The sequence below is a fragment of the Phenylobacterium sp. genome (assembly GCF_030651185.1).
Classification (GTDB): domain Bacteria; phylum Pseudomonadota; class Alphaproteobacteria; order Caulobacterales; family Caulobacteraceae; genus Phenylobacterium.
Map to the genome: position 1 here is coordinate 46,146 of NZ_JAUSCJ010000017.1, position 26,345 is coordinate 72,490.

Below are 26,345 nucleotides of genomic sequence, written 5' to 3' on the forward strand. Positions count from 1 at the left end.
GCCTCGACTATGGCGTGAGACCTGCCCGCTGGAAAGCTTCGGCATCTCGCTCGCGGAGCTGTTGGAGCGTCAGGAGCGAGCCCTTGCGATCCACGAAGCTCTCGACCTTCAAGCCCCCGGATCGGAACAGCCGCCCGCGCGCCGGGCCCAGAATGTCGTCTTGCGCGGCGGCCGACTGGTTGGCGAGCCACTCGGGATAGGTCGGGCGGTTGAACTCGGCCACCCCTTCGATCTTGTCGACCACGGGGATGGTGGTGGATCGGCAGCCAATGTGCGCCGGCGGGCGAGGTCCCTTGCCGATGGGGTAGATCTTCCCGTCCCGACTGGCGCAGATCATCGTCGTGCGGCTGTCCAGAACGCTGACCCACTCGACGCCGCGAACGATGTCGGAGTTGGCCTGGTAGGCTTCCTCGTGCGCGACGTTGGCCGTGTGGGTGATGGCCGTCCTGACCATCGCCTCGGCGCCGCGCCGGCTGATCTCCAGCACCCCGTCGCGATACTTGTTGGCCCGCGTGCCCCGAAGGGTCCGGACAATCTCTGCAGTCGGGCGCCCTTCGATGAAGCCCTGCCGAATGGTCTCGCGAACCCGCTTGGCCGCCCCCTCCTCCGCGTCGTCCAGCCACCCCTTGAGGAACCGGCCCTGAAACGGCCGGGCCTGAACCGCAGCCATCACCTGACCCACGGGAGGGGCCGGGGAGAAGACGGTGAAGGCCTCAGGCCGGGCCGCCAGCTTTGTCAGCCGATCGGAAAACAGCGCCTCGGCCTCAGCCAGGTCGGTCAGGTCTTCGGTGAGCCGGGCCTTGATGGTCACCCACCCCTGCGCCTGAAGCACGCGGATGGCGTCCAGCAGCAGTTCAAGCCTTCCGCCCGCGACACTGTCGGGAGCCGCTTCAGCCAGGCGGCTGATGATGTCCTTCTCGACCCGGTTAAGCTGCGAGATCACCCGGCGAACCAGCCACGAAGAGTAGCGGTTCAGGCCGATGCGATGCTTCACCGCGGCGTCGAACGCCCGCTCGGCGCGGCTGGTCACGCCTCGACCACCTTCCCGGCCCAGTCCTCGTCAAGCTCCTCGAAGATCTCAGGGCCCAGGACGATGGCGCCGCGGTAGGGCTCGACCTTGGACAGGTCCATTCCCTCGGGCGCGGCGTAGCTGATCGTGACGTGGGGCTGATACTCGGGGTGATCCCAGGAGCAGCCCTTCTCGACCATGTGCATGTGGCGCCACTGCAGTTCCGTCGAGGAGAACAGCAGCACCGTGGCCTCGCCGAACCGCTCCATCATGCGGGGGCCGCCAGGTTGGACAGTCACGACGCCCTTGCCGTCTCCCGACCAGTTCTCGCCCATCACCATCCAGTCCACGGGGGAGCGGCTGTAGGTGATGGTGACGTGCAGGTCATCGGCCGGCAGGGTGGTGGTGAAGCCTTGGGCCTTGGCCCAGGCCAGGATTTCGGCGGCGTTCTGGACGTCGCGACGAACGTAGAGCGTGCGCGGCTCGGCGTCATTGGCGGCGAGCCGCAGCATCGGGTCCTCGACGTCGCCGCCTTCGTCGCCCTCGTCCATCTCTCCGAGGGCCTCTCCGCCCTCTTCAATCGCGGCCTTGAACGTGTCGATCGTCATGCCGGCAGGCAGGAGCCCGGCGGCGTTGAGGCGCTCGTAGACGGCCTCGATGGGAGCCCCGCCACCCTGCCAAGCCGTCAGCAGCACCTTGAACAGCTCCACCGGCAGGCCGACGGTCGCCTTGGTCTCTGCCAGCGCGGCTTCCAGGCCGGGATAGGTGCTGTCCTCGATGAGGCCGTTCTGAACCGCCTTCGCCATAGCGACGAGCGGCACCAGGCCGCTGTCGACGTACTTCTTGGCGGTGTCGGCCCGCTTGTCGGCGATCTCGGCCTGTTCCTTGGGGTCGGACTTCTCCAGCGGGGCGAAGATGAAGTGAACCTCAGGCGGGCGGCTGCCCAGCGCGGAGGGGATGAGGATTGCGTCGAGGCGCTCCAGGCAGGGGCGGAGGTCCATCTCCTGCCGGGCGCTGATCATCTCGTCGTAGTTGTCGTTGTCGCCCTCCCCGGTCGCGTTCAGGCCCTTGGCCGACGTGCCCAGGAGGCGGGTGACGGGAATGTCTGCGGCGCCGGCGACGATCTGCAGGAACTTGTCCATCAGGTCGGGCATGCCGGTGAAGCTGAGTTGGCGGGTCTCCCACTTCTCCTCGGAGTCGAGAACGCGGGTGTTCAGCAGCGACTTGGCGAGGTTGGCGACCTGCAGTCGCTTGATCAGCCGTTGCTCATATTCGACTGTGGCGAGGCTGTTCGACAGGCCAGGGATCGACAGGGTGTCGATCTTCGCCTCATGCACCAGACTGGCGATGCCGTTCTGCGACAGGTCGGCGTTGCTCACGGCGTCGCGCACGCTCTGCATGAGCGGATCGCCCCAGAACGTATCCTGGCCGCTCACGCCCATCGACCCCTCGGGGATGGGCTGACCGACGAAAGCGATCACGCGCGACGGGTGGATGCGGACCTGACCCTTGAGGCTGCTCATCTCGTAGAACAGCGGCTGACCGAAGAAGTCGGACTCCGGATCGCTGTCCATCTCCGTGATGGTCAGTTGGTGACGGGTGACGACGTGGACGTACTTCAGGGCGCCGAGGCCGGCGCTGGCCGTGAGCGGCTGATCGGGGGAGCCTTGCTTCACGCCTAGGATCAACGCCGCGCCGCCGTAGAGCCGCGCCCAGGTCAGAGCCTTGCGGATCTTGTTGCGCAGCCCGTGGCGAGCCTCTTCGGCTTCCAGCTTCTCGATCTGATCGGCTTTCGCCTGCCAGTCGCGCCACTCTCGAACCATGTCAAAGGGAGGCAGATCGTGGATCTTCCGGCCGAGCCAGGAGGTGCGATAGGCGCTCTCGACCTCGCCTTGAGTGATGGGCGCCGTGAGGGTGTAGGTGTCGTAGGACCGCTTATCGACCGAGGTCCCCACGCCGGAGATCACGTTGGACAGGCCGTCCATCGTCAGGCCGCCTGGGCGGCCCGTGCGGCGGATAGGGGAAGGCGGCATGCGGTCCCCTTCCTAGGTGAACGCCGAGATGTTGTATTGCGAGCCTTCAAGCTTCAGCTCGGTAATCGCCCAGACGACGGCGTCGAGGCGGTTCGGTGACTCTTCGCCCTGGTATCCGGCGGGAGTGGTCATCAGCATCTCGGCTTCCATGAGCGAGAACGGCTGTAGATGCCGAATGCGGTTCTGATCGTAGAGGGCGGCGACGGGCTCGGCCCGGACGTGCTTCCCGCGGCTGGCGGTGACCATGACGACCCGGGCGCGGACGTTGCCGGCGCGGAGAGTGCTCTCCACCATATCGCCGCCGAAGTTCTTCTCGGCGACTACGCAGTCGGCCTTCCAGCGCTCCACGCACTTGGCGACGGCAGTGGCCCAGGCCATAGGGCTGGCCGCCGGACAGGTGGCGTCCTCGAGAACGATCGCGCCGTCGCCGTACTCAGCTACAGCCACGATACCCACGTCGTCACCGCCACCGGAGGGGTCGACACCGACAACCACCCTGCCCCATCCGCTCTCGACGAGCCGCCCGGCCTGCCAGGCCCGATCCAGGCCCTCGCGGTTCCAGATCGCGCCTTGCACCGACGGCATGTAGCCGCCCAGCCAGATCCAGATCGCCCGGAGGCGGTCCTTCAGGAAGTCGAGCTCCATCATCTCCCGAAGGGCTTCGGGGAAGAACGGGTTCTGGTCGTAGTTGATCTTCCGGACGATGGCCCGTTTTGGCTTCACCGGGCCGCGGAAGAAGACGTCGATCGGGTCGGTCGCTAGGCGCGGGTTCCAGATGGCCCAGAGTTCGGAGATCGGCGTCCGCATGATGGTGGGCAGCAGCACGTCAAGGGAGGCCTGGCGCACTTCCTGCGCCTCCTCCAAGATCGTCAGGCCAGCGCCCTCAAGCGACTTGATCCCGTCCGGCTTGTTGCCCTTCCAGAGGCCGATGAAAAGAACCTTCTGGCCGCCCATTCCGACGAACGAGCCGTCGACCTCGCGGAAGTAGGTGTTCAGCAGGCCGTAGTGCTCAAGCCGGTTTCGCACCAGCTCCAGCGACGACTCCTTGAGGTTGGCCATGATCTCCCGAAGGAAGATCGTGCGCAGCCTGGGCGTGGTGACGGTGTGGAAGATCGCCGCGTCGACGAACTCCCAGGACTTCGCCCCGCCCCGACCCCCGAACGCTGCCCTGAACCGATAGGATCCCAGCGGCTTCTCGGTCAGGAACCGATAGGCCGGGATCGGCTCGTAGATCACGCCGGGGTCTCGTAATCCTCTTCGCTGGGCGCGGGCGCCGGGCCAGAGGCTGTGGTGACATAGGTCACGGTCATCGTCCCGGCGAGTGCGCCCTCAAGCTCCACTGACTGGCGGGGCTTACCGTAGCCGCGATCAAGGATCGCCGTGGCCGCCGACACCCGAGCAGCGCTCGGCGCCTGGGTGTTGTTCGCGACGGTCACGAGAACCTGCAGCGCGGTCTCAGCGTGATCCTTCGCCATTTCGGCGATCTCGCGCTTGGCCTGACTGACCGCGCCTGGCTTCCGGCCCGCGCCGGGGCGAGCGCCCCCACGAGGTGCCATGTTTGATTTCCTTGATTGTAATTCAAAGCAGCGGACACGCGCCATCATTTGGGCCGAACCGAGTGGGGTTGGCCGGGGTCAACCTCGCGCGCTACGGAAGCGACAGCCTCAGGTCGATCATCCCTGCCTCGCGAAGCGAAGCACTACCGCATGTATGTCACGCGGCCAGATCGCGCGCAATATCTTGTGCTGGCAGTTCTTCGAGGTCGGCCTGCGACACATTCCACTCCCACTCGCGCCCGAAGAGCGTGAGCATGATCTCGACGCGTTCCTTGCCCTTGGATTTGATCACCCTGGCGATGAAGCCCTCGTAGGGGCCGCGGGTGATCTTGGCCTGTTGTCCGGCCGCCCATTTGTGGGAGTACTTCTTCCCCTTCGGCCGCTTGCGCTTGGGCGCCACCCACGTCTCATCGAACTCGTGGAACATGTCGGCGATGAAGAGCCCGCGGAGCGAGCGGGTGGTCGCCGCGATCGGCTGACCGAACTTGTCGCACATGATCTCGCGCACCCGCCGATCCGAGCGGGCGGCGTCGAGGGCTTCGTCATCAGGCAGGACCGCGAAGACGTAGCCCGGGAACAGCGCCCGGCTGATCGCGACCTTGGGGCGGGCATGGAGGGACCACTTCCGCTCCATCGGGCAGTAGGCGGTGATCCCCTTCTCCTCGAAGGCGGCCAGGATGCGCTTCTCCTGGCGGGTCGTGACGCGGCAGACGAACCATGTGCTCATCGACGAGATCCTTTGCTGAACTTCGAATAGTGGCCGCGGGAGAACTTCGGCCAGTCGACCGCCTGGCCCTGGCGAACCATGCGTTCGGCGACGTCGGCGTTTCCGATGAAGCACTGGGCCACGACGCGATCGTAGCTCTTGCCCCGATGCTTGCAGACGAGGGTCTGGCCACGGGTGATGTCGGCCAGGGCGCGGCGTGAAGCTGGGCCGGCGTCGGTTTGCAGTTCCGGCGCGTCGATGCCCCAGAGGCGGATCTTCAGGTTCCCGTCACAGCGGAAGGTGTCGCCGTCGGTGATGGACGGATCAGCGCACAGGATGAGGCCGGACATGGCGGCGGCGAGGATGATCATGCGGCTTTCTCCAAAACGATGAGTCCAAGCTTCGCGAGGACGGCGCGGCCTTCGCGGACCAACTTCCGGCCGGCCAAGGCGGTGTGGGGGACCAGGGCGCGATCAGGAACGTCCTGCCAGCCGCAGGGATCGAGGTAGCTGCGGCACCAGCCATCGTCCAATGCTTCGCAGAAGGCCTGCCGAACTTCCTTCGGTCCTAAAAAATCATTCTTCGCGTCGCTAAGGGTAGAAGGGCTATTGGGCCCTTCTACCTTAGCTCTGGCTTCTGGCTTCTGAGTGGAAGGGGGGCTTGTAGTTGACCTTGAAGGTCGCGGATTTCCCTTCGCCTTTTCAAGGGCTTCTACTTTGGCCTTCCGGCCGACTTCGGACCTCTTTTGATCAGCGATCATACGCCGGGAGAGGATGACGCCATTACGCGAGCGGTCGAAGACGGCAGCGTCGTGGAGTTCGACAAGCATGGCTTGGACCTCCTCTATGCTGGCTCCTGCCGCGCGGGCTAGGGCGTCATCTGTCACGGGCTTCGCGCCGATCAGGAGATGACCGTAAGGGGACGCCTCGTGCATGATGCACAGCATCTCCATCCATAGGCCCCGCGCAGCCAGCGACACGACCCGAAGGGCCTGGTCGCCGCGCCAGTCGCGGGGATAGAATTTCATCCAGGGCTGGCTCACCTAGCCCGCTCCCTCAAGGCGATCGCCGTAGGCGCCAGCGTGGCGCTTGGTGTTCTTGGCCGTCTTTCCGAGGGCTCGGGCTGCTTGCTCCCAGCTTGCGCCTTGCCGCCTCAGAAGCCACGACGCTTCCTGACGTGCGGGAGAGAGCGACACCGCCTTGTTCGGACCCACAATGTCTGAGACCGAAACGCCGTGAATCTCCGCCACAATCGCCACGATCTCGGCGAGCTTGGGGCTCGGGATTTGGGCGACCCGTTGCGCTGCTGCTGGCGACGGAGGACCAAGTTTCGGAGGCTTCCGCGAAGCAGATCTCTTGCGGGTCGGGAACGGGGCGATGACGCCAGTTTCCGGGTCACGATGATCTGTGCAGTAGGACCCCCGGCAAGGGGCCGCGCAGACCATCGTGTCGTTTCCGACACCACTGACCGCATAGCAGCACTCGTCGAAGTCGCGTTCGTTCCAGAGTTTGGGCTGAGACGTCACGCTGCACCCCTGTTCGCCAGCACCGCCTCGATCCGGCGATGGATGCGCATCAGGCTTTCCGTCGGCATGGCTTCGTAGTCGGGCTCTGCGTCGACGATCTGCAGCGAGTGCGCCTTGCCTCGCTCCCAGGTGATCAGGCCCCGGCTGCGCATGCGTTCGAGGGTCTGGTGGAATGATCCTCGGCTCCGGTATCCACAGGCCTCAGCGAGGGACTGCATGCTCGGAGGGACGCCGTCGACTGTCAGCCGACGGATCGCGGCCAGAGTCTCGGCCATCTGGGGGGTGGGAGGGATCGTCATGCGGCCTCCGAATAGACAGCAGCCAGCGCGGCCTCGGTCCTCAGGATGGCGCGGCCGATCGCTTCCGGGATTTGCGGGCAGACGGAATCGCCGAAGGCTTCGACGATGAGGCTAGCGGCAGACGTCCCGCGAGGACCGCCGACCGCAACGCGCGCGCCAGCCACCCAGGCGGGTAGCCCATCATCCAGCCGTATGTGACGGGCAAGGTCATCGAGTGACCAGTCAGGCCGGTGCTGGAGAGCAGCGAGGCGATCTGACGGGCGTAGTCCCACTTCGCATCCCGCAGGTAGGTCGGGACATTCTGCGACTTCACCCGCCCTCCCCCGCCATGGACGCCCAGCGAGCCCTTCCGGTCGCTCTTGAGCGGCGTCGGCATCATTGCCTTTTGGAGTTGGTGACGAACCGTCCCCATCCGACCCACGTCCCCATGACCGCCGGCCTTCATGTCCGAGGCCCGCGGCGTCGAGAGCATTCCAGCATGTCGGTTGTTCTGGTTCTGCAGTTGGGCCAGGAGGTCCCCCCGGAAGCCCCGATCCGCGTCGGTCTTCCGAGGCGTCGCAAGCAGCGTAGAGAGGGACGGACGCTTGCGGCTCGGGTCCTCGGGATAGCTCTGCGAGCCGTACTGGGTGGCTGTAGGGGTCGGCAATTTGGGCGAGGTCGCAGCCGATGAGCCAGGACCTGGCGCGTTCGTTGTTCCCGCCAATGCCGGCCGCGATTTTTCCGTCGCCAACACCGACCACGAATGGCCAGCAGGTGTAGCCGAGTTTCGCCAGTGCATCGACGACCCGGTCTGCCCCGCGAGTTCGGAGATTAGCGCTGTTCTCAAGAGCGAACCAACGAGGGCGGACCTCTCCGATGATGCGGATAGCTTCGAAGAAGAGGCCGGATCTTTCGCCGTCGACGCCTTTGCCCTTGGTGTTGGCGCTTGAGATGTCTTGGCAGGGCGGTGATCCGACGATGATGTCGGGAAGAGCTCGAAGGTCGGCGACAAGGCGTCCCGCCGTGAGCGTGCAGACGTCGTCATAGAGGCGAACACCAGGATTGTTCTCCGCATAGAGGATGCGGCGCCATTCTTCGCGCTCACACGCGGCTACGGTCGTGAAGCCTGCCCGGTGCATGCCCAGGGACCAGCCGCCGGCGGCTGCGCTGAATAAGTCGAGAACCGTCATCGTCACGCTGTGCTCTCCATGGCGGAAGAGTCAGCGAAGATGTCCGGCCCCTCGCCCGCCGCGGCTGCCTCGCGCAGGTTCACGACCGCCGTGTCGTAATAGGAGCCCTTCAGCTCAGTCCCGATGAAGCGGCGTCCGGCCCTCAGACTTTCCCAGCCCTCGGACCCGATACCCATGAAGGGCGAGAACACCACGTCGTCGGGAGCACTCCATAGCGTCAGGGCGCGGCGCGTGACGTTCAGCGGCATGGGGCAGAGGTGCTTGATCGCCTCCTCATCCTTGGCCGCTTTGACGTTGAGGACCTCAGTAGCGCGTAGATCGTAGTCGCCCTTGCCCGACTGGCCGAGGCGATAGTTCCAGATGGTCTCGCCATCCCAGACCGGCGAGGCTTCCTGCTGCCAGAGCTCGGTCGGGTAGTTCGGGTTGGAGATCGGCTTGACCATGTGGGCGGTCTCTTCGGTCGCCCACTTGCGATAGATCATCAGGTATTCGGGCATCCCCACGCGGCAGAAGCTCGCGTCGGCCCGCCGGGTCTTTCGAAGCAGGCCGTGCGCGTTGGTCTTGCCGCGCTCGAGGACGGGGTCACGCCAGATCGTGATCCGGCAGTGGAAGCTCCACCCCTCCTCCCGATGGACTTGGGTGCAGAGGTCCGAGAAGGGGCGCAGGCCGCTGTCGCCGCGCTCGCTGGACCCCTGATGGTAGGGGATGTCCTTGACGTGGATCGCGGTCAGACGGCCGGGCCGGGTGATGCGGAGCTTCTCCCGCACCATGTAGCGGTAGTTCTCGAAGAAGGCGGCGTCGTCCTCGACGTTGCCCATGTCCCGCTCGCTGTCGGAGTAGGTGTAGATGTTCGAGAACGGCGGCGAGTAGACGGTGAAGTCGATGGAGTTGTCGGGCAGCGACTGGCTGAACTCGACGCAGTCGGCGTTGTAGGCGGCGAAGCGCTCACCGATTTCCTGATTCAGAACTTCCATGTCACGCCCCGATAAATGCGGGCAGAGCCGCTTTGATGGTGGGCTGGTAGGTGACGTAGCCGCGGTTGTGGACGACGGCCTCGGCCATCGCCTTCGTCATGGCGGCCTTCATCACGTCGTGGTCGCCGGCCTTGCGGCTGACCACGTTCCAGATCGACTCCTCGGTGTCGGCGCAGGCGATGTGAACCTGCACCTCCCGGTCCTGGCCGAAACGCCAGCAGCGCCGGACGGCCTGGTAATATTGCTCGTAGGAGAACGAGAGCCCGACGAAGGCCATGCGAGCGCAGTGCTGCAGGTTGAGACCCTGGCCTGCGATCGAAGGCTTGGTGATCAGGATCCTCACGGCGCCAGTAGCGAAGGCGGTGAGCCGCTCTTCCTTCAGGTCGGGATGCATTGAGCCCCGAACCTCCGTCGCGCCAGGGATGCGGGCGGTGAGAGCGTCAGCCTCGTAGTCGGTGTCGCACCAGACGATCCACGGTTCGTTCGGCTCTTGGGCGACGACCGCGGCGATCTTGTCCGCGCGGGCGTCAGCGGTCAGCCGCTTCTCGCGATGGATGGACGTGGCCGAGGTGTCGGGAACGCGAAGGAAGTGCAGCTGACCGTTGCGGCCGACGCCCGGGTCGATGGAGGTGTCGGCCTGGACGACGTGGCGCGTCACCTTGAAAGGCGGCAGGATGTAGCCGTCGTCGCTGAAGCCGATATCCGACGGGGTCGACACGCAGCGCGCCCAGCTGGCGACCCAGCGCCAGAAGTCCGTCACGCCGGGGCCCTTGATCCGGTATTTCCCCATGTTCGCCTGGTCAGCGAAGAACCACCTGGCGAGCATGTCGCTGGACGCCATCACGCCGAGGAACTGCGCCTGCTGGCCGAGCTCCATGTGGTCATTCGGAGCGGGCGCCGCGCTGCAGGACAGCCGATAGGGGGTCTCGGCGAACGCCTTCATCAGCGCCCGCGTGGTGGCGCCGGTGAAGGATTTGATGATGCTCCCTTCGTCGGTGATGACGCCGGCGAAGAGGGAAGGATCGAACTTGGCGAGCCGCTCGTAGTTCGTGATGTAGATGCGAGGCCCGGCGATCTCGTCAGGCTCTCGGATGGCGACCGCGTCGATGCCCCAGCGCGACGCCTCGCGCTCATGCTGTTTGGAGACCGCGAGCGGGGCGAGCATCAGCACCGGACGGTTGGTGTGCTCCACCACCACCCTGCCCCACTCCAGGGCGCAGAAGGTCTTGCCCAGGCCGGTGTCGAGGTAGAGGCCCGAACAGCCCTGACGCAGAGCGAAGTCCACGCAATGCGCCTGATGCGGCTTCAGGTCCGCGCTCAGGCTCGGAACCGAAGCCAACCCCCTCGGTTCAAAGGCGATGCGCTTGCGGGCGATCAGCTCGTGGTATCCGGCGAGGTCCTGCACTAGGCCCTCATCGTCATGAGGTTGATCACCATCGCCGGGTCGGATGGCGCGCGCATCACGACCTGGCCCGAGCGGACATCATCGCTGCTGAACACCGGATCGAAGCCCAGCGACACCGCGTCGCCGCGAAGGCTGGCGAGCGCCGCCTGCATCATGTCGGCGTTCATGAGGAAGTTCGTTGCGGGTCCGTCAAACTCGCACGCGATCTCGTCAGCGCCGTCGCCCGCGGCGTTGTTCTTCGCGGTGAGGGCGATCTCTCCTTCCGAGACGGCCAGGCGGACGGATCCCGTCTTGCTCTCGCCCATGATCATGACGCGCTTCAGGGCGGCCGAGAGGGCGTCCTGATCCGTGATGGCGGAGACCTTGTGCTCCTCCATCATCACCCGGCCATAGGAGACGTATCCGCCATCAAAGACCTTGCTGGTGAGGGTGGAGTCGCCGGCCAGGAAGCGGATGAGGCTTGCCGACGACGAGACCGTCACCTCGCCCTGGGTCTCGGCCAGCCAGCGCACGAGGTGGGTTGTCAGCTTCGGCAGGAGAACGGCGGCGATGACAGCGCCAGACGGCAGAGCCTCGCGGCGCACGGCCAGCCCCGCCTTGTGGCAAGCCACGGCGTGAAGCTCAGCCTCGGCCGAGACGAGATAAGTCCCGCACATGGCGTTGATCGTGCTCTGATCACCGCGAGCGAACGCCACCCGCGACAGCATGTCGGCCAGCGTCTTCGCCGAGATCGACCACGGCGCCGAAAGCCCATCGGCCTTGAACTCAGGGAAATCCGCCGCGTCCATCGTGGGCACGTTGAAGTTGGACCGGCCCGACTGGATCCTCAGGCGCGGGTCGTCGCGTTTGGTCGAGATGGTGATCTGGGCGCCGGCATCGGCGTTTCGGACGATGTCATGCAGCTTGTCAGCCGAGACCAAGACATCGCCGGGTTCGTCAACAGAGGCGGCGACAACCTCGATCGCCTCCATTTCGAGATCGGTCCCGCGGATGCGCACCGAACCCGCCGACACCGACACGAGGACGTTGCTCAGCGTGGGAATTGAGTGCTTGCGCTCCACCACGCCCATCAGGCGCGAGAGGGCAGCCAAGAGGGGCGCGCGTTCGATGACGGCCCTCATTGGCCGGCCCCGACGTAGCGAGGCTGTCCGCCGACGCGATCGCAGACCACGCCATCCGCTTCGACGCCGTCCCAAGAGACGTTCATGTGCGTCGTGTCGGAGCGCGGGCCGAGCTTGATCAGCCCAGCGCCCCAGGTGGCGAAGACGTCGGAGCCACGGTGATAGACCTTGGCCTGGCGGTAGACCCCCTTGGACCGGAGGATGACCACGCCGTCTTCGATCAGGTGGAAGCGCTCCAGGGTGGAGGCGGCGACGATGGGAGCGTGGACGTTCACAGGAGCACCTTTGCGGCGAGCGGGGCGCGTTCCGTGGTCGCCTCCGCTTGGTTCAGGGCGGCGTCGCCCCACTTGGCGGCCCACACGGCCAGGGCCGCAGTGTCGTCGCCGGCTCTGTCGAGTTCGACACGCGCATCGCGGACGTTCTCGGCGTCCGAGAGGTCAAGCAGCGTGGGCAAGCTGACCTCCCGTCGCTTGGGGATCGGCAGCGGCGTTGGCCTGGCCAGTGACGGCCCAGACGATCGCCTGCCGACCGCCCATGGCTTCTCGGCGCATACCGGTGTCGTGGATGAGGTCGCGGGCCGACAATTCGGAAAATCTGGGCCTGCAGTTCATGACCGGCTCACCCAGACGGGCGGCCACACCTTCGGGGGTGTCGGCCTTTTCCTTCAGCGCATCGAAGACGCGGGCACGAAGGGACTGAGCCTTGGGGGCCATGCCTTCGGCGGCGGCCTTAGATGTGGCGCGGGCTTTATAGCCGGGGTGCGCGGGATACGAGGCGGCCATGGCTCAGACCTCCGTTCCGGAGGCGACCATGTAGAGATCGATCAGGGCTTCTTCTTCCTGGCGGGCCTCGCGACTGATCTTGCGGAGGCGCAGGACCTTCCGGATGATCTTGGGGTCGAAGCCCGAGAGCTTCCCTTCCTTCAGGACCTCTTTGACCTGCTCGGCGATTTCCGCCTTTTCGCTCTCGAGCCGTTCGGCCCGCTCAATGATGGATCGCAGCTGCCCTTGGGCTTGCTGGTTCAGGACGTCTTGAGCTTCAGACACAGTGGTGCGCTCCTAATCAGCCCTCGGGCTGCTGGTGGTTTTCGGTGTGTGCTGGTCGCTCAGAGGGCGATCAGCGGTCGGGTTACAGGCGGTCGGGGACGCGATCTCGGCGGGCGCCGCGGTGTTGGCTGAGGCGGGGTTCGGGCAAGATCCAATCGCGGTCGCGACTGAAGTTCAGGGTGGCAAACTCGCCATGGTGTTTGATCGCCAGCCGGTCGTAGATGACCGCAGCCTCGATCGCAGTGGGCAGGCCGCCGATGCGGATCGCCTCACCGTCGACCATGAGGTTCGCGATGAACTTCCCGCCCTTGGCCGAGACCCCTCGGAAGCCTTGGGCAGAGGGCCGGGCGCGCCGGTTGCGTGAGTTCTGCGCGTGAGTGCAGACCCGCATGTTGGAGCGACGACAGTCGAGGCCGTTTCGGTTCTTGTGATCGACCTCGAAGCCCGGCGGCGGGTCCATGATCAGCGTGTGCAACTGGACAGTGTCGCTGGGGCCGCCAGCCATGGCGTAGCCGTGATTGGCCCGCCAGGTGAAGGCGGACACCAGGGCGAAGTCAGCGTCATCGACCAGGGCCACCAGCCCTTGGGTGAGTGGAATTTCGCGAGTCATTGGGACGCCCCAGCCGAGAGACGGCGGAGTTTCTTCCGCGCCCAGGTTTCGAGGTTCATGCCGGCGCTAAACATCGGCGCTCCGATGCTGCCCAGCAGCCATCCGACGGCGAGCGCGAGCCATAGAAGCGGTGTCGCGGTCATCCTGGCGAAGGCGCTCGAGGCGTTCCCGGCGGGCCGCGAGTTCGGCTCGTTCACGATCAAGCTCCTTCTCTCGTTTGGAGGGTCCGGAGCCCCAGAGATCGCCGTAGATCGCGTGGCCGAAGTCGACGCCGAAGTACGCGTGAAGGGCGTCCTCCAAGGCGTGGCCAATGCTGTGATCGCGGACGAGGCGTTGAAGGTCGCGCTTGTCGGCCCGGAGCCGGAAGGCGAGCTCGGAGATCGACAGACCCCCGTGATAGTTGAGGTAGTCCTCGACGTAGGCGGCGACCCGCTCGCCACGCCCGGGAACCTTGCTGTTTTGGTCATAGGACCCGGCCATCGCTATCCCCATAGTGAGCACTCACAGGGAGGGCGCTTGGAGGCGCGGAAACGGTGGGAGGACGGCACGGACGGCGGGATCGAGACGCACTGAGGACGGCGCTGCGGATGTTGGAAGCTTGTGCAGGCCGGGATGAAAACACGCGGCGCTCTTTGGCGAGGGCGGCGAGGAAATACCTGAGGCGCGGGCTGGGCAGCGAAGGCCCTCGCGCAAGATGACAGAACCCCATCGGGCCGGAGACGTGAGAGTGCGTCTCCGGCCCTCTGTGCTGGGATCGCCCAGCTATCGCGCGCCGGGGACTTGGGGCTCGGGGCTCGCGAATTGGTGTGATGGGAGCCGCGCATCAGGCGGGCTTTCCGAGGACTGCGGTTTCCCGCGCCAAGTGAACCTTGCGGCCTTGCGCCAGCTGAGCCCTAGAGAACAGACCCCGCGCGATCAGCGCGCGTCGGTTTTCTCGACCCATCTTTGCGTACTGATCACCACAGTCGTACTTGCGGCAGATCGCCGGATGGCGCCCATGGATCTCGCATCCAGCCGCTCCCAGGTAGATGCAATCACCGTTAGGTTTGTGCTTGAGCATCATGGCCGGCTGGCCAGTCAACGGATGGCGGATCGCCTCTGCCTCGTACGAGGAGACGTCGTCCCCCAACTCGGGGTGAAGGATGATCGCGTCGTTCTTACAGCAATGGGAGGGACACCCACCGCACGCGACGGCGCGCATGGGCGCATCTCGCTGAACGGCGGCGCCGGGGACGACGACAGGGCTGTAGCGAAGCGCGCTCATGCCGCAGCCGCCTGGGCTTCGGCCTTCGCCACGTTCGCGACGTCGGGCTTCCTGGGCTTGGGTGAGGGGGCTCATGCCGCCCTCACACGCTCGACCACTTCGCGCTCATGGGCGGCGATCACGGTCTCAAGCTTGCTGACGCTGGATATGGTGGCGCCCTTAGGCGCCGGGTTCTTCTCGGACTGCTTCCAGCGGCTGAAGGTCGTCGGGTGGATACCCGCGCGTTTGCAGGCCTCGGACATCGGAAGCCCCACCAGCTTTGCGCGGGCTTCGAGGCGGTTGATGATTTCCTGCTGGTCCATGGAGCTAAGTTATTAGCAATATTACCACCATTCAAGCGCAATGTTGCTAAGCGCGGTGATTTGGCATGTTTGCTAATTGGTCCGCCATGAACGGCCTCGAAGAAGACACCGCCCTTATCAAAGCCCTCTGCAAGTGGGCGGGCCTCGCTCCCTCCCGGCTGGCGAAAGACGCCGATCTAACGCCCACCACGATACTTCGGCCCTACAATGGGACCGCGACTACGCGGATCAGCACCCCCACTATTGAGAAGCTGAAAAAGGCGTTCCCCGCCTTCGAATGGTCGCGCCCAGAACCGGACCAGCTCGACGCGAGAACCGAAGATGACTCGGTGCTGGTGGAGCGGCTTCCGACATTCGCGGGGATGGGCGGCGGCGGGACCGGCGACGGCGATGGCGGAACGGTCGCCTTCTCCCGCGCCCTGGTGGAGATGGACCTGCGCGCCCGGCCTGAAGACCTGCTGGCTATCATGGCGGAAGGCAACTCCATGGAGCCCGACTTCAAGGGTGGCGATCAGATCCTAATCGACACTCGGCGCCGGTCGCTCGCCGCGCCTGGCGCTTTCTGCCTGTGGGACTCGGACGGCTTCGTGATCAAGTACCTAGAGAGGGTCCCCGGCTCCGACCCGGCCATGGTGCGGATCGTGAGCCTACGGTCAGACCTCTATCCGCCGTATGAGCGGCTAGTCGAAGAGTGCGACATTCGGGGCCGGGTTGTCTGGTATGGGCGCCGGGTTCAGTAGAGCCTACCGGGCGAGCGCCGCGTCCAAGGCGTCGTCAAACCCCGCGCCGTCCGCTATCGCGCTCAACACCTCGGAGACGACCTGGGGCGGATAGCCGAACAGATCCCAAGCCTGCTCAATCGCGACGCAGGCGCTCAGGCCCGTGGGTGAAGGGAGAGCCTTGGCGTAGGCGGCAAGGTCGGCGGCGGCGATCTCTGCGTCGGTGACGGGGCCGGTTGGGAGGATCAATCGAACGGTCCCCAGTCGTCCCGCTCAGCCGGAATGCCGATGCACTGTAACCCCCAGCGGCCCGGCATATCGGCGGCGAAGCGCATCCGGTTCTGGAAGGCGATCTTGCGGCCCGCCATGAAGATCAGCAGCGGCCACGCGGGGCCGATAGGTTGAGCGCGCCGCGGCCTGCGGCCACGGTTGGCGCGGAAGCGGCGCTTGAGGCGGAAGTTGGCCTTCCAGTCGTGGCGGGCGGCTAAGAGGTCGGCGCGGGCGGTTGGCTTGGTCATTGCGGCCCCGATCTGGCCCGATGCATCGCGAGTTCGCTTGCGGCATTGATCAGCGTGAACAGATCGCAGGCTAGTTGGTGGACTTCCTCCGGCTCATCGACGCCCTCGTTAATGTAGGGCTGAAGCAGATCGAAGGCGTATTCTCGCACCCTGTCCTGCGCGGCCTTCACGGCTTCCGGGCGCTGGGTGAGTGTGAGGCCGATGCCGCTCAACGGCGGCCCGCTCCCGCAGGTTGGGCAAGGGAGTTTTGGCGCATAGCCGCCCGGCGAGTAGACGAAGTCGCGACCGAGACAGGTGGGGCAAATGTTCACGGCAGTCTCTCCGCGTCCATCTCCAGCCCGTTCGCGTAGGACTGAAGGATGCGAGCCGCGAAGGTGTGGCCCTCGCTCTCGACCACCTTCTTGCTGGCAACGGCGTCGGCGTAGTGCTGCGCCGATGCGTAGTGCAGCGTCGCCATGGCCTTCAGCATACCCGACTTGAAGGACTCGGCGCTCAACCGCGCGACACGCTCCGCCAGGGTGAGCCAACGGCCATCAGGGGCTTGGCAGGGGGCGTCGGCCCGATCCAGGGCGCTCTCGATGGCCTCATAAGTGGCGTCGTCCAGCTTGCCGCCAGGGAGGGCGCGGGTGAAGTCGGCATGGAGATCGCCGGGGAAGACGGCTTGGGTGTCAGGCTTCATCGACCTTCCCCCGCCAGCCCGCTGCCGATCTCCTCGCGGAGCGTCTGCAAGGCGATCAGGGCGGGCCGCGCAAGGTCCGCGGCGTGTGGGTGAGCGCCATCTGTCGCCGTGGCCTCAAGACGCCGCTCAGCGCGCAGGAGGGCGTTGTAGATGAGGTCGGCGTCGGTCATTTGCGGTCCTGACATTTCGGGCAAAGGTGGGTCCATTCCGAGCCGACCTTCTCAGCGCGCCAGCTATTGCGGCGGAACATGCCAAGCGCGTCGCTGAACTCGCTCTCGCCGGTTTCCAGGGTCTCGTCGCAGGCGTCGCACTCGTAGGTGATTTCGCCGTATTGCCGGTCGATCACAGGCCCTCCCTCCGGTCTTCGTGGCGGCGCTCGCGGGCATCGTCTTCATCGGCCACAGCCCAGTCAGCCGCCTCCGCGATCATGTCGTCCTCTTCGGTGTCGAGGACGCGCTCGACGCAATCGTCGGCGAACTGATCATCCGTGATGAAGCCATAGCCCATGTCCCAGGGGCGGGGTTTGCCCTCGACGGTCAGCAGTTCGCAGTCCTCGATCTCCGAGCCCGAGCCGGGATCATCGCGCGACGGCGCGGAGCCCCAGGCGACCGAATAGGCGAACTTGCACTCGACCTCGGAATATCCGGGCTCGCCGTCCGTCCCGAAGCAGAGGGTGGTCTGGTAGGTGTATCTGCGGCTGCTCATTTGTGGCGCTCCAAGGGCTGCGTGCGTGCAAACCCTTGTTAGCATGAATTAGCATTCCTGCAAATTATTCGGTTGCATCGCGTAGCAATGATGCTAACTTCGCTCCATCAACGGAGCGCAGACATGCACCTCGCCACCTACATCACCGCCGAACGCCAAGCCGAAGAAACCCGCCGGGCGCACCATGAACGCGAAGCTCGCCGGTTCTCCTTCAGCGGCATGGGTCCTGGCCCGTTCACCGCTCGCAGCGAAGTTCAGATCGTCGCTGATGCGACCGCCCGCTACGAGCGCGCCCAGGCTGCCGCCGCGACCCCTGAGGGTCGTTTCCGCGCCGCCGCCGCGCTCATCTTCCGCGCCACGGGTGACGAACGGCTTCTGAACTGCTCCTCCCGCGGGATCGACACCAACGCCAACCTCGCCGCCGACCTTCTGCGCACGATGCAGGGTCCCGCCGCCGAAGCCGCTCGCGCCGCGCTGGCTGAGATCCCGGCGCCCCTCCTGATCGCGGCCGAATAGCCATGGCCCAGGTCCTTCATTTCCCCCCTCGCCCCGCCCGCGCCATGCCTATCGACATGGCCGCCCGAGTGGCCACGAACGCCGCCGACCTGCGGGCGTGGCAACGCTCGCCCGGCGGTCGCCTTGTCGCGGCCCTCAACACCCTTGAGGCGCTCGACTTCGGGAACACCGCTGGCGTGGTGGACAAGGTCTATCGCCAGTCGCTCTGCGACCCCTCGCAAGTCGATCCTGCGGCGGTCGGCGCGGCGCTGAAAGACCTCCTGTCGATCTCGCCCGACCACCCCCTCGCCCACCTAGCCGCTCTCGATGGCTGTAGGGCCCTGGCCGACATGCTGGCCGAACCTCAGACGCAGGGAGCGGCCTGATGCAGACCCACCGCACCGACTATCAGGCCGTCAACGCCGTGGGGACCGTCCTGCGGACCTTCGGGGATGCCGGGGCCGCCCGGAGGTGGGCTTCGGCCAACGCCGTCACCTACCCCGGCGTGCAGATTGACGAGGTCACCGTCACCACGACCCGGCGCCGCGTCTACCGCCCCGCCCCGCGCGTCCACACCCAAGGCCGTGAACACCTGAAGCTGGTGTCGGCATGACCTCAGACGCCCTCACCGGCTGCATCGCAGCCTTCGCCGCCGGCGGCCTGCTGGCGACCCTTGTCCGCATCATAGAATGGAGCGTGTCTTGAGCCCCGCCCCCGTCAAACTGCGCGCCGATCAGCCGGACGCGCCCCTCACTGGCCTCGCCCTGCTGCGGTCGCCCTTCCCGGCGAACCAGATCAGCAAGCTCCCCAAGCCGTACAAGAAGGACTCGCCGAAGGGCAAGTGCGCGGAATGCGGTGGCTATCACGGCCTCCCGGCGGTCCATCTGGACTACGTGGGCCACGCCGCGCTGACTGACCGCCTGCTGGACGCGGACCCCACTTGGACGTGGGAGCCCGTAGCGGACCCAGCGAGCCTTGGCCTGCCGACGGCGGCCGGCGGCATGTGGATCAAGCTCACGGTCGCTGGCGTGTCTCGATACGGCTTCGGCCATCCTGACGGCAAGCAAGGTGGCGACGCGGTCAAGGAAGTGATCGGCGACGCCCTCAGGAACGCCGCCATGCGGTTCGGAGCGGCCCTGGACCTTTGGCACAAGGGCGACCTCCACGCCATCGAGGCCGAAGATGAGGTTGCCGAGCAGAAGGCAGCCTCCAAGGCTCCCGCGCCCAACACCACCAAGGGCGCCGAAGCCCCCAAGCCTCCGACCCTGGCCGAGCGCGCCAACCGACTGGAAGCCGCCCTCAAGGCCCAGACGACCGCCGACGCGCTGCGTAAGGCTTACGGGCTGGCGTCAGGCCTATGCGCCGATCTCGACCTGAAAGACCCCGAGCGGCTCGCCGAGATTGAGCGGCTTTACGAGACCCGCTTCGCCGAACTGTCCGAGCCCGCGCCGAAGGAAGACTTCGGCATCAGCGACGACGAAATCCCGTTCTGACCAGGAGCCCGACCATGACCGCCATCTACAATTCGTCGAGCGGACCGAAAGTCATCGCCGACATGAACCCCCACAACCTCGCCGCAGCGCACGCCAAGCTGCAGCGCGACTATCCGGCGCGGGAAGACCTCGACGGCCAGAGCCTGCGCCAGGCCGAAATCGACGCCATGGGCGCCCGGCTCGCCGTCCTCGCCGAGGAATATGCCGAATCCCAGGTGTCCGAATGAGCGCCGTCGCGGAGCGTTGGCGGCCGATTCCTGGGTGGCCATACGAAGTGTCATCTGAGGGCCGCGTGCGGCGCGTCGGATGCGAGCCCCTGATCCCGCGCTCCAACGGCAAAGGCTACATCCGGGTTACCCTCTGCGATCGCGGCGCACAGAAAGAAGAGTACGTGCATCGGCTGGTTTGCGCAGCCTTTCATGGCCCGCCGCCGACGCCCGAACATGAAGTTGATCACGAGAATGATGAGCGCGGATGCAACCGTGAGAGCAACCTCAGTTGGTCAACCGTCGCCGCTAACCGAGCGCGGCGCACCATCAAGCGCGGCGAAGCGCACTCTCACGCCAAGCTGACTGAGGCCACCGTGCGGGCGATCCGCGCAAGCCCAGAGCCGGCTCCCCGCTTGGCGGCGCTCTACGGCGTCAGCCGCGAAACCATCCGCGACACCCGCTCCGGAAAAGTATGGAAGCACGTCAATGGCTGATGACGCCAATCCCCGCGTTTTCGTGGGCGCAAACAACCCGCCCGAGCCGACCCCCTTCGACGCCGTCCAGGCCCATATCGACGGTTTGATGGAGGAAGCCCGGCTCTGGCTCACCGGCGCCGAGATCACGACCGACGCCCAGGCCGACGAGATCAAGCGCCTGAAGGACGATTTCAAGCTGGCCCACAAGGCCGCCGACGACGCCCGGATCGCGGAGAACGTCCCGTTCGATGACGGCAAGGCGGCGGTGCAGGCCAAGTACGCCCCGCTGATCGCCGACACGAAAAAGGTGAGGGGCAAGACGGTCCTCGCCTTGGAGGCGCTGAACCAGGCACTGACGCCCTGGCTGCGGAAGAAGGAGCAGGAGGCCGCCGCCGAGGCCCGCCGGTTGCGCGAGGAGGCCGAGGAGCTCGCGCGCGTCGCCGCCGCTGCGGTGGCCGAGTCCGCTGGCGACTTGGAGGCCCGCGAGGCCGCCGAGGAGATCGTCACCGCCGCCTCGATCGCCAGTGCAGACGCGCGCCGGGCCGAGGTCGCCAAGGTCCACGTGAAGGGCGAAGGCCGGGCAGAGGGGCTGCGCTCCTACTGGTCGCCGGTCATGACCGACCGCAAGGCCGCCCTGCTGCACTACGTTCAGGACTGGCCGCCTGAGATCATCGCCGCGCTACAGGGTCTGGCCGAGGTCGACGTCCGCGCCGGCAAACGCCAGATCCCCGGCTTCGACGTCCAAGAAGAGCGGCGGGTTGCCTGATGTCGCGCCTTGCCTTCACCCTCCACACGCCCGAGCAGCGGACGAAGGTCGCCCGCATGGTCTCGGAGCTGCCGAAGTTCTCGCGCGTCGAGATCAAGGGCCCGGCTCGGACGCTGAAGCAGAACTCCAAGCTCTGGCCGATGCTCACCGATATCGCCGAACAGTGCGAGTGGGCGGGCAAGGCCCGGACGCCTGAGGACTGGAAAGACCTCTTCACCGCCGCCGTGAAGGTCGCCGCGGGCATGGAAGCCGTGCCCGGCCTCGAGGGCGGCCTGATGATCCTGGGCCTCCACACCTCCGACATGACCGTCGAGGAGATGGCCGACCTGATCACCTACATGCTGAAATGGGGTGACGAACGCGGCGTCGTCTGGAGCGATCCAGCCGAACTGGCGAGGGCCGCATGATGGCTCGCGCGTGCGAAAACTGCGAGTGGGCCCGCGACGAGGCCGACGACGCCGACTGGCTGTCTTGCCGCGAAGGCCCCGACCCCATCCCCGTCCGTCACGGACATTGGTGCGGCCGGTTCCGCGTCGCCGAGCGGCTGATGGGTGGGCGGGATGTGCGGCAGGTGGCGGCATGATCCGCCCCTCACCCAAGGCCCTGGCCGACGCCCGCGAGATCATCCGCCAGGACAAGCGCGCCCGAAAGGCCGAGCGGCCAGCGCGCACCATCCAGGCCCGGATCAAGCCCAAGGGCGGCCGAGACCGTGACGGCGACTACATGTCCTGGCAGCACGAGAGCGGACTGGTGTGCGTCGCCTGCGAGATCCTCGGCCCGCCGAGCGAGCGCCAACTGATGGGCGAGCGCAACCCCATCGAAGTCGCCCACCAGCACATCGACGGCTCCAAGCTCGGCGTGCGCGATCATGACCGGCACTCGTGCCCCCTCTGCCGGTGGCATCACCAGCTGGCCCCTAACGCCTGCGACAAAGGCCAGAAGAGCTTCTGGGCCCGCCTGGGCATCGACGCCGCGGACTACTGCGCCGCGCTCTACAGCGCTTTCCTGGGCGGCTTCGACGGTCACCAGGTCCAGCGCCGGTTCATCCCATCGAAGGAAAGCACATGACGCCCGTCGAGACCTTCTGGACGCCTTCCGAGCTGACCGCGCCGCCGCTGGATAAGCCCTTCTGGGCATGGCTCCACGAGACCGGCATCCGCCTCATGCGCTGGAAGACGCCCGCCGAGGTCGCCGCGGAATGGGGTGACGACGAGGATGAGTGCGGCGGTCGCTACGTCCTGGTCTCGTCGAAGGACGATGACTACGAGCCAGAGTTCTGGGCGCCGGCCGAGGCGATTGCTGACCCTGCGACCGAATGGCCTCCGTCATGAGCGACGTGATGAAAACCGTCGCCGCCGTGGCGACCGCCATCGGAGCGCTGAAGCTGAAGCGCAGATGACGGCGAGCCCGTGGGCTGTCCGATGCCTGGGGCGTGCGCCTGTCCAGCTACCGCCGACCTCTCGGGGCCGCAGCGCAGCGAGGCCGCAGTCTCAGTACATGACGCGCCCATTCTTCCTGACCCCCACACCCCTACCGGAGAAGCCTGATGGAAAAGACTTTAGCCCCTCCCGGGGACTTAGCTGGCGTTCGGCGGGCCAAGGAGTTGGAGAAAGCGGCGCAGGCCATGTTCAAGGCGAGCGCTCCGTTTCGAGCCATCTGGAAGATCAACGAACCTCTTCGGTTGCCAGATGATCGCCCCCTCGCCACCGTCATACCCGGCGCGTGGCCCGACATGGGCGAACTTCGGGCGCTCTACGAGGCCAGCGAACGCCTCCGCGCCGCTCTCGCCAAGGGAGCCGGCCAATGACCGCCCGTGATGAAGGCGCCGCGGCCATGGGGAGGGGGGAGGTTCTTTCGATCATCGAGGATGCGATGAAGGCCAGACCGGGCTCCGTTCGGTCATGGGCGGCGCATGCTGGCAGGTTTGCAGACGCCATCCTCGCCCTCGCCGCCCCGGTCTCCGCTCCTGGGGTGGATAGGGAGGCGGTTGCTAGGATCATTGATCCGCTGACCTGGGGCAAGATCGACAAGGTCATGGCCGGCGGATTGGACGGCCTGATCCCCGAGGGCTGGTCCCGCGAGCAGTACGCGACGTCCTGCTACTACGAAGAACGCCGCGATTCATTCGCCAAGGCTGACCAGATCATCGCCCTTCTCGCCTACCGCATCATCCCGGCTGACAGCTCGGGTGAAGGGGGTGAGGGATGAGCGCTCACGAGCGAACCCTCGGCGCGACTGACGAGTGGTATACCCCGCCCTACGTCTTCGAGGCGATGGGCGTCCGGTTCGACCTCGACGTGGCCCACCCAGGCCAGCACCGCGTCGGCTGGATCCCCGCGCCCCGCGTGCTGGTGGCCAACAGCCTCGACCTGCCCTGGTCCGGCTTCGTCTGGATGAACCCGCCCTTCGGTGGACGTGGCGCGCTGGCGCCCTGGCTGGCGAAGTTCATGACCCACGGCGATGGCGTGGCCCTGACCCCAGACCGCACGTCCGCGCCCTGGTGGCAGGAGTTCGCGCCGATGGCGGACCAAATCCTTTTCGTGCGCGAGAAGATCAAGTTCATCCGGCCGGACGGGTCGCTGGGCAAGCAGCCGGGGACCGGAACCACGCTCCTGGCGAAGGGCGCGCGGGGCGTGCGGGCGCTGGAGAACGCGCGGCGGGCAGGGCTTGGGTTGGTCCTGACGCAGGCTCAGCCGTCGCGGACACCACAGGTCCATCACGAGTTCCGGGAGGCCAAATAACATGACCCCCAGGATGCCAGAAAGGAAAGACAACCGATGAGCCTGTCAGAACGTAACCGGGAGACCCTTCGCGCGGCGCTCTACGCAGTCGCGGAACAGGCGATCTATCGGACGGCACACAACGGGCCCGCGCACCTCTGCGGCCTGATCGCTGACGGGGCTCTCGCCCTCCTAGACGCCGCTCGCTCTGAACCCCAGGCTGTAGGGGGCGGGGAGCGGGCCAAGGCGGGGAACGCGCCGCCCATCTACGATTTCGTCGGCCACGATCTCGAGTGCGATGGGGTCGGACGCGACGACAAGCATTGCACCTGCGGAGCGATGCGCCGCCTCAACGAAATCGAGCGGGCCTGGGCGCTCCTTTGGACGGTCCAGACCTCGGATCGAGCCATCCAGAACGCCCGGCGGCTCCTCTCCGAAATGATCGACCAAGACGGTCGGCGGCGGGGTATCGAGGCGTTGAAGCCCCACGAGATGCCGACTGGACCCACCGCCGAGATGATGGCCCCCGACTTCGACGGGCAAGAGGTCACGACGCCAGCCGATGGCGCTCTTGAGGCGTCAAGCACTCTCGGTACAGGCGGACCTATTCCTCCCTCCTATGACCCGACCAAGAGCCTGGGGGAGAGGTTGTATGCTGCCGAGCAGTTGGTTTGGCCCTCCGCAGTCGCCTGGGCTGATCTGACGACGCCGCTCCGAAGCCAGTACGAACGCGCCGCCCTCAACTTCACCTCTCGGCTCTCTGATGCGGGGGAGCGGTGATGGCTCGTCGCTACTGGATCAGGCTGCGAGGTTTCGACGGGCACGAAGTCATCGCGCCTAACGCCTCCAAGGCGAAAGCCGACGACTATCGGGCCTGGCGAGATGCAGGCTACGGCGACAACCGCTACGGCTCCACCGACCGGCCCTTCAAGCGGTATCTCGATCTGATCGAGGTCTGCCACGCGCTGGGCGAGGAGCACGGAGACCCGCGCACGCCTGCGTATGGGGTTGCCTCATGACCGAGACGAACCCAATTCCTACCCCACTCCAAGGACAAGGGGGAGAGACGTGACCAAGGCCGGCCTGGCCCCGCGGATTGTCTCGCGCCCGTCGCCAGCCGACTGGGCGCCTGACGACCCGATGCGTCTAGACGAGGCCGTCGCTGTGTTCGGTGGACTTCTCCCCATAACCGTCCCCATGCTCCGAACCGAGATCCGAAAGGGCCGGTTGACCCCGGCAGAGGTCGCGGGGAAGTTCTTCGTCACCCCGGCCCAATTGAAAGCCTTGTTCCAATGTCCCGCCGCGCCAAAGGTCCGCGCCTCTACCTCCGCACCGGACGGCGGGACAACCGAACCAGCAAACCCCTCCCCGACGTCTGGGTCATCCGTGACGGATCGGCTCAACGCAGCACGGGCTGCGGCCCTGACCAGCTCTCGGAGGCCGAACGCGCCCTCGGCGACTATCTCGCCGCCAAGTTCAAGGCGCCGGTCCTCGCGGCCGACAGCCGACGTGATCCCGCTCAGGTCTTAGTCGCCGAAGTCCTAGCCCTCTATTCTCAGGACCATGCGGCCAAGGCCAGGCTCGACGCGGCCACCTTTGACGGGTTCGTCGCCAACCTCCTGGCCTGGTGGGGCGACCGGACCCTGGCCGACGTGAAGCGGTCGACGTGCAAGGAATACGCGGCCCATCGCCAGTCCCAGCCGGACGCCCGCTACAAGGACCCAGCCACGGCGCCGAGGGTGTCCAGCGAGACGCCCCGCCGCGAGCTGGAGATGCTGTCCGCGGCCATCGGTTATTGGCATGACGAAGACACCCTCACCTCCCGCCCGACCGTCTGGCTGCCGGAGAAGCAGGAGAGCCAGCGCGAGGCCCTGACGCGCTCGCAGGCTGCCGATCTGCTGCGCGCCTCCTTGGGCAGCCGAAAAGGCGCGGACGGGGTCTGGCGGCGGCTCAAGGGCAGCCAGCGGGCAAACCGCGCCCACCTCCGCCGCTTCATCCTGATCGGGCTCTACACCGGCACCCGCCATTCCGCCATCCGGGCGCTCCTGCGCGAGGAATCGCCGCAGCAGGCCTGGGTCGATCTCGACAAGGGCATGGTCTATCGCCGCGGCAAGGCTGAACGCGAGACGACGAAGCGGCGCCCCGTGGTGAAAATCCCGCCGCGACTTCTCGCGCACATGCGGCGATGGGATCGCATCGACCGCGCCCTGGACGAAACGCCGCCCTCAATCCTTCACCACGGCGGCCGGCCGATCAAAGGCAAGATTCGCACCGGCTTCGAGGGCTGCGTCCGCGACGCTGGGCTTCCCGAAGAGATCACGCCGCACTGGATGCGCCACACCGCCGCGACCTGGCTGGTGGAGGCCGGCGTCGAGACCTGGCTGGCGGCGTCCTATCTCGGCATGACGACGGCGACCCTGGAGAAGCACTACGGCCACCATAGGCCCGACTATCAGAGCGAGGCACACAGGGCCTTTAGATAGCCGCTTGCCAGAAACTGCGCAGTATCACGCGAAACCGGCGTGAACAGATCGCGAATATCTGGC

Annotated in this window: 45 protein-coding genes and 1 pseudogene; 19 read left to right on the plus strand and 27 right to left on the minus strand. The window is 66.3% G+C overall.

The genetic code is table 11. From position 1 onward, the window contains the following. Window positions 1–7: 7 nt before the first annotated feature. The 18 genes and pseudogenes from Q7J39_RS06950 to Q7J39_RS07035 all read right to left on the minus strand — a co-directional run bounded on the left by Q7J39_RS06950 (window position 8) and on the right by Q7J39_RS07035 (window position 13,420). The gene (locus Q7J39_RS06950) at window positions 8–1,030 is read right to left on the minus strand and encodes a minor capsid protein (protein ID WP_304821928.1); all 1,023 of its coding nucleotides are present in this window, start codon (window positions 1,028–1,030) and stop codon (window positions 8–10) included. After that, entirely contained in the window at window positions 1,027–3,042 is a 2,016-nt protein-coding gene (locus Q7J39_RS06955; RefSeq protein ID WP_304821931.1) for an anti-CBASS protein Acb1 family protein, read from the minus strand. Before Q7J39_RS06955 ends, Q7J39_RS06950 begins: the two co-directional genes overlap by 4 nt. 12 nt (window positions 3,043–3,054) lie before the next feature. Further along, on the minus strand, window positions 3,055–4,278 hold the full coding sequence (locus Q7J39_RS06960) for a phage terminase large subunit (RefSeq protein ID WP_304821934.1): 1,224 nt from the start codon (window positions 4,276–4,278) through the stop codon (window positions 3,055–3,057). Continuing rightward, on the minus strand, window positions 4,275–4,598 hold the full coding sequence (locus Q7J39_RS06965; RefSeq protein ID WP_304821937.1) for a hypothetical protein: 324 nt from the start codon (window positions 4,596–4,598) through the stop codon (window positions 4,275–4,277). The genes Q7J39_RS06960 and Q7J39_RS06965 overlap by 4 nt, the downstream gene beginning before the upstream one ends. A gap of 157 nt (window positions 4,599–4,755) precedes the next feature. Further along, a complete protein-coding gene (locus tag Q7J39_RS06970; RefSeq protein WP_304821941.1) occupies window positions 4,756–5,325 on the minus strand; it encodes a transcription termination/antitermination protein NusG in 570 nt (189 codons plus the stop codon). Further along, window positions 5,322–5,675, minus strand: a complete 354-nt coding sequence (locus tag Q7J39_RS06975) for a thermonuclease family protein (RefSeq protein ID WP_304821944.1) — start codon at window positions 5,673–5,675, stop codon at window positions 5,322–5,324. Before Q7J39_RS06975 ends, Q7J39_RS06970 begins: the two co-directional genes overlap by 4 nt. Next, entirely contained in the window at window positions 5,672–6,346 is a 675-nt protein-coding gene (locus tag Q7J39_RS06980; RefSeq protein WP_304821946.1) for a hypothetical protein, read from the minus strand. The genes Q7J39_RS06975 and Q7J39_RS06980 overlap by 4 nt, the downstream gene beginning before the upstream one ends. Window positions 6,347–6,825: 479 nt before the next feature. Continuing rightward, window positions 6,826–7,128 carry a hypothetical protein gene (locus Q7J39_RS06985; protein ID WP_304821949.1) on the minus strand — a complete coding sequence of 101 codons (303 nt, stop codon included), beginning with the start codon at window positions 7,126–7,128 and terminating at the stop codon, window positions 6,826–6,828. Window positions 7,129–7,168: 40 nt separating this feature from the next. Then, window positions 7,169–7,504, minus strand: a complete 336-nt coding sequence (locus tag Q7J39_RS06990; protein ID WP_304821952.1) for a hypothetical protein — start codon at window positions 7,502–7,504, stop codon at window positions 7,169–7,171. A 421-nt stretch (window positions 7,505–7,925) separates the two neighbouring features. After that, window positions 7,926–8,297: pseudogene (locus Q7J39_RS20885) on the minus strand (DNA cytosine methyltransferase); the annotation flags it as partial. 2 nt (window positions 8,298–8,299) lie between these two features. After that, window positions 8,300–9,271 (minus strand): DNA methyltransferase, encoded by a 972-nt coding sequence (locus tag Q7J39_RS07000; RefSeq protein WP_304821957.1) that lies wholly within the window; start codon window positions 9,269–9,271, stop codon window positions 8,300–8,302. A 1-nt stretch (window position 9,272) separates the two neighbouring features. Further along, on the minus strand, window positions 9,273–10,676 hold the full coding sequence (locus tag Q7J39_RS07005; protein ID WP_304821959.1) for a DEAD/DEAH box helicase: 1,404 nt from the start codon (window positions 10,674–10,676) through the stop codon (window positions 9,273–9,275). Next, window positions 10,676–11,746, minus strand: coding sequence for a DNA polymerase III subunit beta (dnaN, locus tag Q7J39_RS07010; RefSeq protein ID WP_304821961.1), 1,071 nt, complete (start codon window positions 11,744–11,746; stop codon window positions 10,676–10,678). The genes Q7J39_RS07005 and dnaN overlap by 1 nt, the downstream gene beginning before the upstream one ends. A gap of 47 nt (window positions 11,747–11,793) precedes the next feature. Then, complete coding sequence (locus Q7J39_RS07015) at window positions 11,794–12,072, minus strand: hypothetical protein (protein WP_304821963.1); 279 nt, start codon at window positions 12,070–12,072, stop codon at window positions 11,794–11,796. Next, window positions 12,069–12,251, minus strand: coding sequence for a hypothetical protein (locus Q7J39_RS07020; protein ID WP_304821965.1), 183 nt, complete (start codon window positions 12,249–12,251; stop codon window positions 12,069–12,071). Before Q7J39_RS07020 ends, Q7J39_RS07015 begins: the two co-directional genes overlap by 4 nt. Then, window positions 12,235–12,579, minus strand: a complete 345-nt coding sequence (locus Q7J39_RS07025) for a hypothetical protein (protein WP_304821968.1) — start codon at window positions 12,577–12,579, stop codon at window positions 12,235–12,237. Before Q7J39_RS07025 ends, Q7J39_RS07020 begins: the two co-directional genes overlap by 17 nt. Window positions 12,580–12,582: 3 nt before the next feature. Beyond that, window positions 12,583–12,843 carry a GapR family DNA-binding domain-containing protein gene (locus Q7J39_RS07030; RefSeq protein WP_304821970.1) on the minus strand — a complete coding sequence of 87 codons (261 nt, stop codon included), beginning with the start codon at window positions 12,841–12,843 and terminating at the stop codon, window positions 12,583–12,585. 82 nt (window positions 12,844–12,925) lie between these two features. Then, window positions 12,926–13,420 (minus strand): HNH endonuclease, encoded by a 495-nt coding sequence (locus tag Q7J39_RS07035; RefSeq protein WP_304821973.1) that lies wholly within the window; start codon window positions 13,418–13,420, stop codon window positions 12,926–12,928. A 117-nt stretch (window positions 13,421–13,537) separates the two neighbouring features. Here Q7J39_RS07035 and Q7J39_RS07040 point away from each other — a divergent pair, with 117 nt between their 5' ends. Next, complete coding sequence (locus Q7J39_RS07040) at window positions 13,538–14,026, plus strand: hypothetical protein (protein WP_304821976.1); 489 nt, start codon at window positions 13,538–13,540, stop codon at window positions 14,024–14,026. 250 nt (window positions 14,027–14,276) lie between these two features. Here the strand turns inward: Q7J39_RS07040 and Q7J39_RS07045 are convergent, their stop codons facing one another. Together Q7J39_RS07045 and Q7J39_RS07050 are read right to left on the minus strand one after the other, a co-directional pair. Further along, window positions 14,277–14,792 carry a YkgJ family cysteine cluster protein gene (locus Q7J39_RS07045; protein WP_304821978.1) on the minus strand — a complete coding sequence of 172 codons (516 nt, stop codon included), beginning with the start codon at window positions 14,790–14,792 and terminating at the stop codon, window positions 14,277–14,279. Beyond that, on the minus strand, window positions 14,789–15,019 hold the full coding sequence (locus Q7J39_RS07050) for a hypothetical protein (protein ID WP_304821981.1): 231 nt from the start codon (window positions 15,017–15,019) through the stop codon (window positions 14,789–14,791). The genes Q7J39_RS07045 and Q7J39_RS07050 overlap by 4 nt, the downstream gene beginning before the upstream one ends. 86 nt (window positions 15,020–15,105) lie before the next feature. Here Q7J39_RS07050 and Q7J39_RS07055 point away from each other — a divergent pair, with 86 nt between their 5' ends. Further along, window positions 15,106–15,759 (plus strand): S24 family peptidase, encoded by a 654-nt coding sequence (locus Q7J39_RS07055; RefSeq protein ID WP_304821984.1) that lies wholly within the window; start codon window positions 15,106–15,108, stop codon window positions 15,757–15,759. Window positions 15,760–15,762: 3 nt separating this feature from the next. On the opposite strand, the gene Q7J39_RS07060 is transcribed toward Q7J39_RS07055, so the two are convergent. The 7 genes from Q7J39_RS07060 to Q7J39_RS07090 all read right to left on the minus strand — a co-directional run bounded on the left by Q7J39_RS07060 (window position 15,763) and on the right by Q7J39_RS07090 (window position 17,640). Then, window positions 15,763–15,987 carry a hypothetical protein gene (locus Q7J39_RS07060; protein WP_304821987.1) on the minus strand — a complete coding sequence of 75 codons (225 nt, stop codon included), beginning with the start codon at window positions 15,985–15,987 and terminating at the stop codon, window positions 15,763–15,765. After that, the gene (locus Q7J39_RS07065; protein WP_304821990.1) at window positions 15,984–16,256 is read right to left on the minus strand and encodes a hypothetical protein; all 273 of its coding nucleotides are present in this window, start codon (window positions 16,254–16,256) and stop codon (window positions 15,984–15,986) included. The genes Q7J39_RS07060 and Q7J39_RS07065 overlap by 4 nt, the downstream gene beginning before the upstream one ends. Beyond that, complete coding sequence (locus Q7J39_RS07070) at window positions 16,253–16,468, minus strand: hypothetical protein (protein WP_304821993.1); 216 nt, start codon at window positions 16,466–16,468, stop codon at window positions 16,253–16,255. Before Q7J39_RS07070 ends, Q7J39_RS07065 begins: the two co-directional genes overlap by 4 nt. A 95-nt stretch (window positions 16,469–16,563) precedes the next feature. Beyond that, window positions 16,564–16,935, minus strand: a complete 372-nt coding sequence (locus Q7J39_RS07075; protein ID WP_304821995.1) for a hypothetical protein — start codon at window positions 16,933–16,935, stop codon at window positions 16,564–16,566. Next, on the minus strand, window positions 16,932–17,105 hold the full coding sequence (locus Q7J39_RS07080) for a hypothetical protein (protein ID WP_304821998.1): 174 nt from the start codon (window positions 17,103–17,105) through the stop codon (window positions 16,932–16,934). The genes Q7J39_RS07075 and Q7J39_RS07080 overlap by 4 nt, the downstream gene beginning before the upstream one ends. Next, window positions 17,102–17,281 (minus strand): hypothetical protein, encoded by a 180-nt coding sequence (locus Q7J39_RS07085; RefSeq protein WP_304822001.1) that lies wholly within the window; start codon window positions 17,279–17,281, stop codon window positions 17,102–17,104. The genes Q7J39_RS07080 and Q7J39_RS07085 overlap by 4 nt, the downstream gene beginning before the upstream one ends. After that, window positions 17,278–17,640, minus strand: coding sequence for a hypothetical protein (locus Q7J39_RS07090; protein ID WP_304822004.1), 363 nt, complete (start codon window positions 17,638–17,640; stop codon window positions 17,278–17,280). The genes Q7J39_RS07085 and Q7J39_RS07090 overlap by 4 nt, the downstream gene beginning before the upstream one ends. Before the next feature lie 123 nt (window positions 17,641–17,763). Between Q7J39_RS07090 and Q7J39_RS07095 the strand changes: the two genes are divergently transcribed. The 17 genes from Q7J39_RS07095 to Q7J39_RS07175 all read left to right on the plus strand — a co-directional run bounded on the left by Q7J39_RS07095 (window position 17,764) and on the right by Q7J39_RS07175 (window position 26,282). Continuing rightward, the gene (locus tag Q7J39_RS07095; protein ID WP_304822007.1) at window positions 17,764–18,156 is read left to right on the plus strand and encodes a hypothetical protein; all 393 of its coding nucleotides are present in this window, start codon (window positions 17,764–17,766) and stop codon (window positions 18,154–18,156) included. Window positions 18,157–18,158: 2 nt separating this feature from the next. Continuing rightward, window positions 18,159–18,521 carry a hypothetical protein gene (locus Q7J39_RS07100; protein WP_304822010.1) on the plus strand — a complete coding sequence of 121 codons (363 nt, stop codon included), beginning with the start codon at window positions 18,159–18,161 and terminating at the stop codon, window positions 18,519–18,521. Continuing rightward, on the plus strand, window positions 18,521–18,748 hold the full coding sequence (locus Q7J39_RS07105) for a hypothetical protein (protein WP_304822013.1): 228 nt from the start codon (window positions 18,521–18,523) through the stop codon (window positions 18,746–18,748). The genes Q7J39_RS07100 and Q7J39_RS07105 overlap by 1 nt, the downstream gene beginning before the upstream one ends. Before the next feature lie 88 nt (window positions 18,749–18,836). After that, window positions 18,837–19,628, plus strand: a complete 792-nt coding sequence (locus tag Q7J39_RS07110) for a hypothetical protein (protein ID WP_304822016.1) — start codon at window positions 18,837–18,839, stop codon at window positions 19,626–19,628. Between the two features lie 14 nt (window positions 19,629–19,642). After that, complete coding sequence (locus Q7J39_RS07115; protein ID WP_304822019.1) at window positions 19,643–19,855, plus strand: hypothetical protein; 213 nt, start codon at window positions 19,643–19,645, stop codon at window positions 19,853–19,855. Next, window positions 19,852–20,331 carry an NUMOD4 motif-containing HNH endonuclease gene (locus Q7J39_RS07120; protein ID WP_304822022.1) on the plus strand — a complete coding sequence of 160 codons (480 nt, stop codon included), beginning with the start codon at window positions 19,852–19,854 and terminating at the stop codon, window positions 20,329–20,331. Before Q7J39_RS07115 ends, Q7J39_RS07120 begins: the two co-directional genes overlap by 4 nt. After that, window positions 20,324–21,079: a hypothetical protein gene (locus Q7J39_RS07125; protein WP_304822025.1), complete on the plus strand. Its 756-nt coding sequence runs from the start codon at window positions 20,324–20,326 to the stop codon at window positions 21,077–21,079. The genes Q7J39_RS07120 and Q7J39_RS07125 overlap by 8 nt, the downstream gene beginning before the upstream one ends. Continuing rightward, on the plus strand, window positions 21,079–21,486 hold the full coding sequence (locus tag Q7J39_RS07130; RefSeq protein WP_304822028.1) for a recombination protein NinB: 408 nt from the start codon (window positions 21,079–21,081) through the stop codon (window positions 21,484–21,486). The genes Q7J39_RS07125 and Q7J39_RS07130 overlap by 1 nt, the downstream gene beginning before the upstream one ends. After that, window positions 21,483–21,662: a hypothetical protein gene (locus tag Q7J39_RS07135; RefSeq protein ID WP_304822031.1), complete on the plus strand. Its 180-nt coding sequence runs from the start codon at window positions 21,483–21,485 to the stop codon at window positions 21,660–21,662. The genes Q7J39_RS07130 and Q7J39_RS07135 overlap by 4 nt, the downstream gene beginning before the upstream one ends. Further along, window positions 21,659–22,147 carry a hypothetical protein gene (locus tag Q7J39_RS07140; protein WP_304822034.1) on the plus strand — a complete coding sequence of 163 codons (489 nt, stop codon included), beginning with the start codon at window positions 21,659–21,661 and terminating at the stop codon, window positions 22,145–22,147. The genes Q7J39_RS07135 and Q7J39_RS07140 overlap by 4 nt, the downstream gene beginning before the upstream one ends. Beyond that, entirely contained in the window at window positions 22,144–22,410 is a 267-nt protein-coding gene (locus Q7J39_RS07145) for a hypothetical protein (protein WP_304822039.1), read from the plus strand. The genes Q7J39_RS07140 and Q7J39_RS07145 overlap by 4 nt, the downstream gene beginning before the upstream one ends. 215 nt (window positions 22,411–22,625) lie before the next feature. Then, window positions 22,626–22,886, plus strand: a complete 261-nt coding sequence (locus Q7J39_RS07150) for a hypothetical protein (protein ID WP_304822043.1) — start codon at window positions 22,626–22,628, stop codon at window positions 22,884–22,886. Further along, window positions 22,883–23,287 carry a hypothetical protein gene (locus Q7J39_RS07155; RefSeq protein WP_304822045.1) on the plus strand — a complete coding sequence of 135 codons (405 nt, stop codon included), beginning with the start codon at window positions 22,883–22,885 and terminating at the stop codon, window positions 23,285–23,287. The genes Q7J39_RS07150 and Q7J39_RS07155 overlap by 4 nt, the downstream gene beginning before the upstream one ends. Continuing rightward, window positions 23,284–23,820, plus strand: coding sequence for a DNA N-6-adenine-methyltransferase (locus Q7J39_RS07160; RefSeq protein WP_304822048.1), 537 nt, complete (start codon window positions 23,284–23,286; stop codon window positions 23,818–23,820). The genes Q7J39_RS07155 and Q7J39_RS07160 overlap by 4 nt, the downstream gene beginning before the upstream one ends. 36 nt (window positions 23,821–23,856) lie before the next feature. Beyond that, a complete protein-coding gene (locus Q7J39_RS07165; protein ID WP_304822051.1) occupies window positions 23,857–24,579 on the plus strand; it encodes a hypothetical protein in 723 nt (240 codons plus the stop codon). Beyond that, window positions 24,579–24,818, plus strand: a complete 240-nt coding sequence (locus tag Q7J39_RS07170) for a hypothetical protein (RefSeq protein WP_304822054.1) — start codon at window positions 24,579–24,581, stop codon at window positions 24,816–24,818. Before Q7J39_RS07165 ends, Q7J39_RS07170 begins: the two co-directional genes overlap by 1 nt. A 273-nt stretch (window positions 24,819–25,091) precedes the next feature. Next, on the plus strand, window positions 25,092–26,282 hold the full coding sequence (locus Q7J39_RS07175) for a tyrosine-type recombinase/integrase (RefSeq protein WP_304822057.1): 1,191 nt from the start codon (window positions 25,092–25,094) through the stop codon (window positions 26,280–26,282). The last annotated feature ends 63 nt before the right edge of the window (window positions 26,283–26,345 follow it).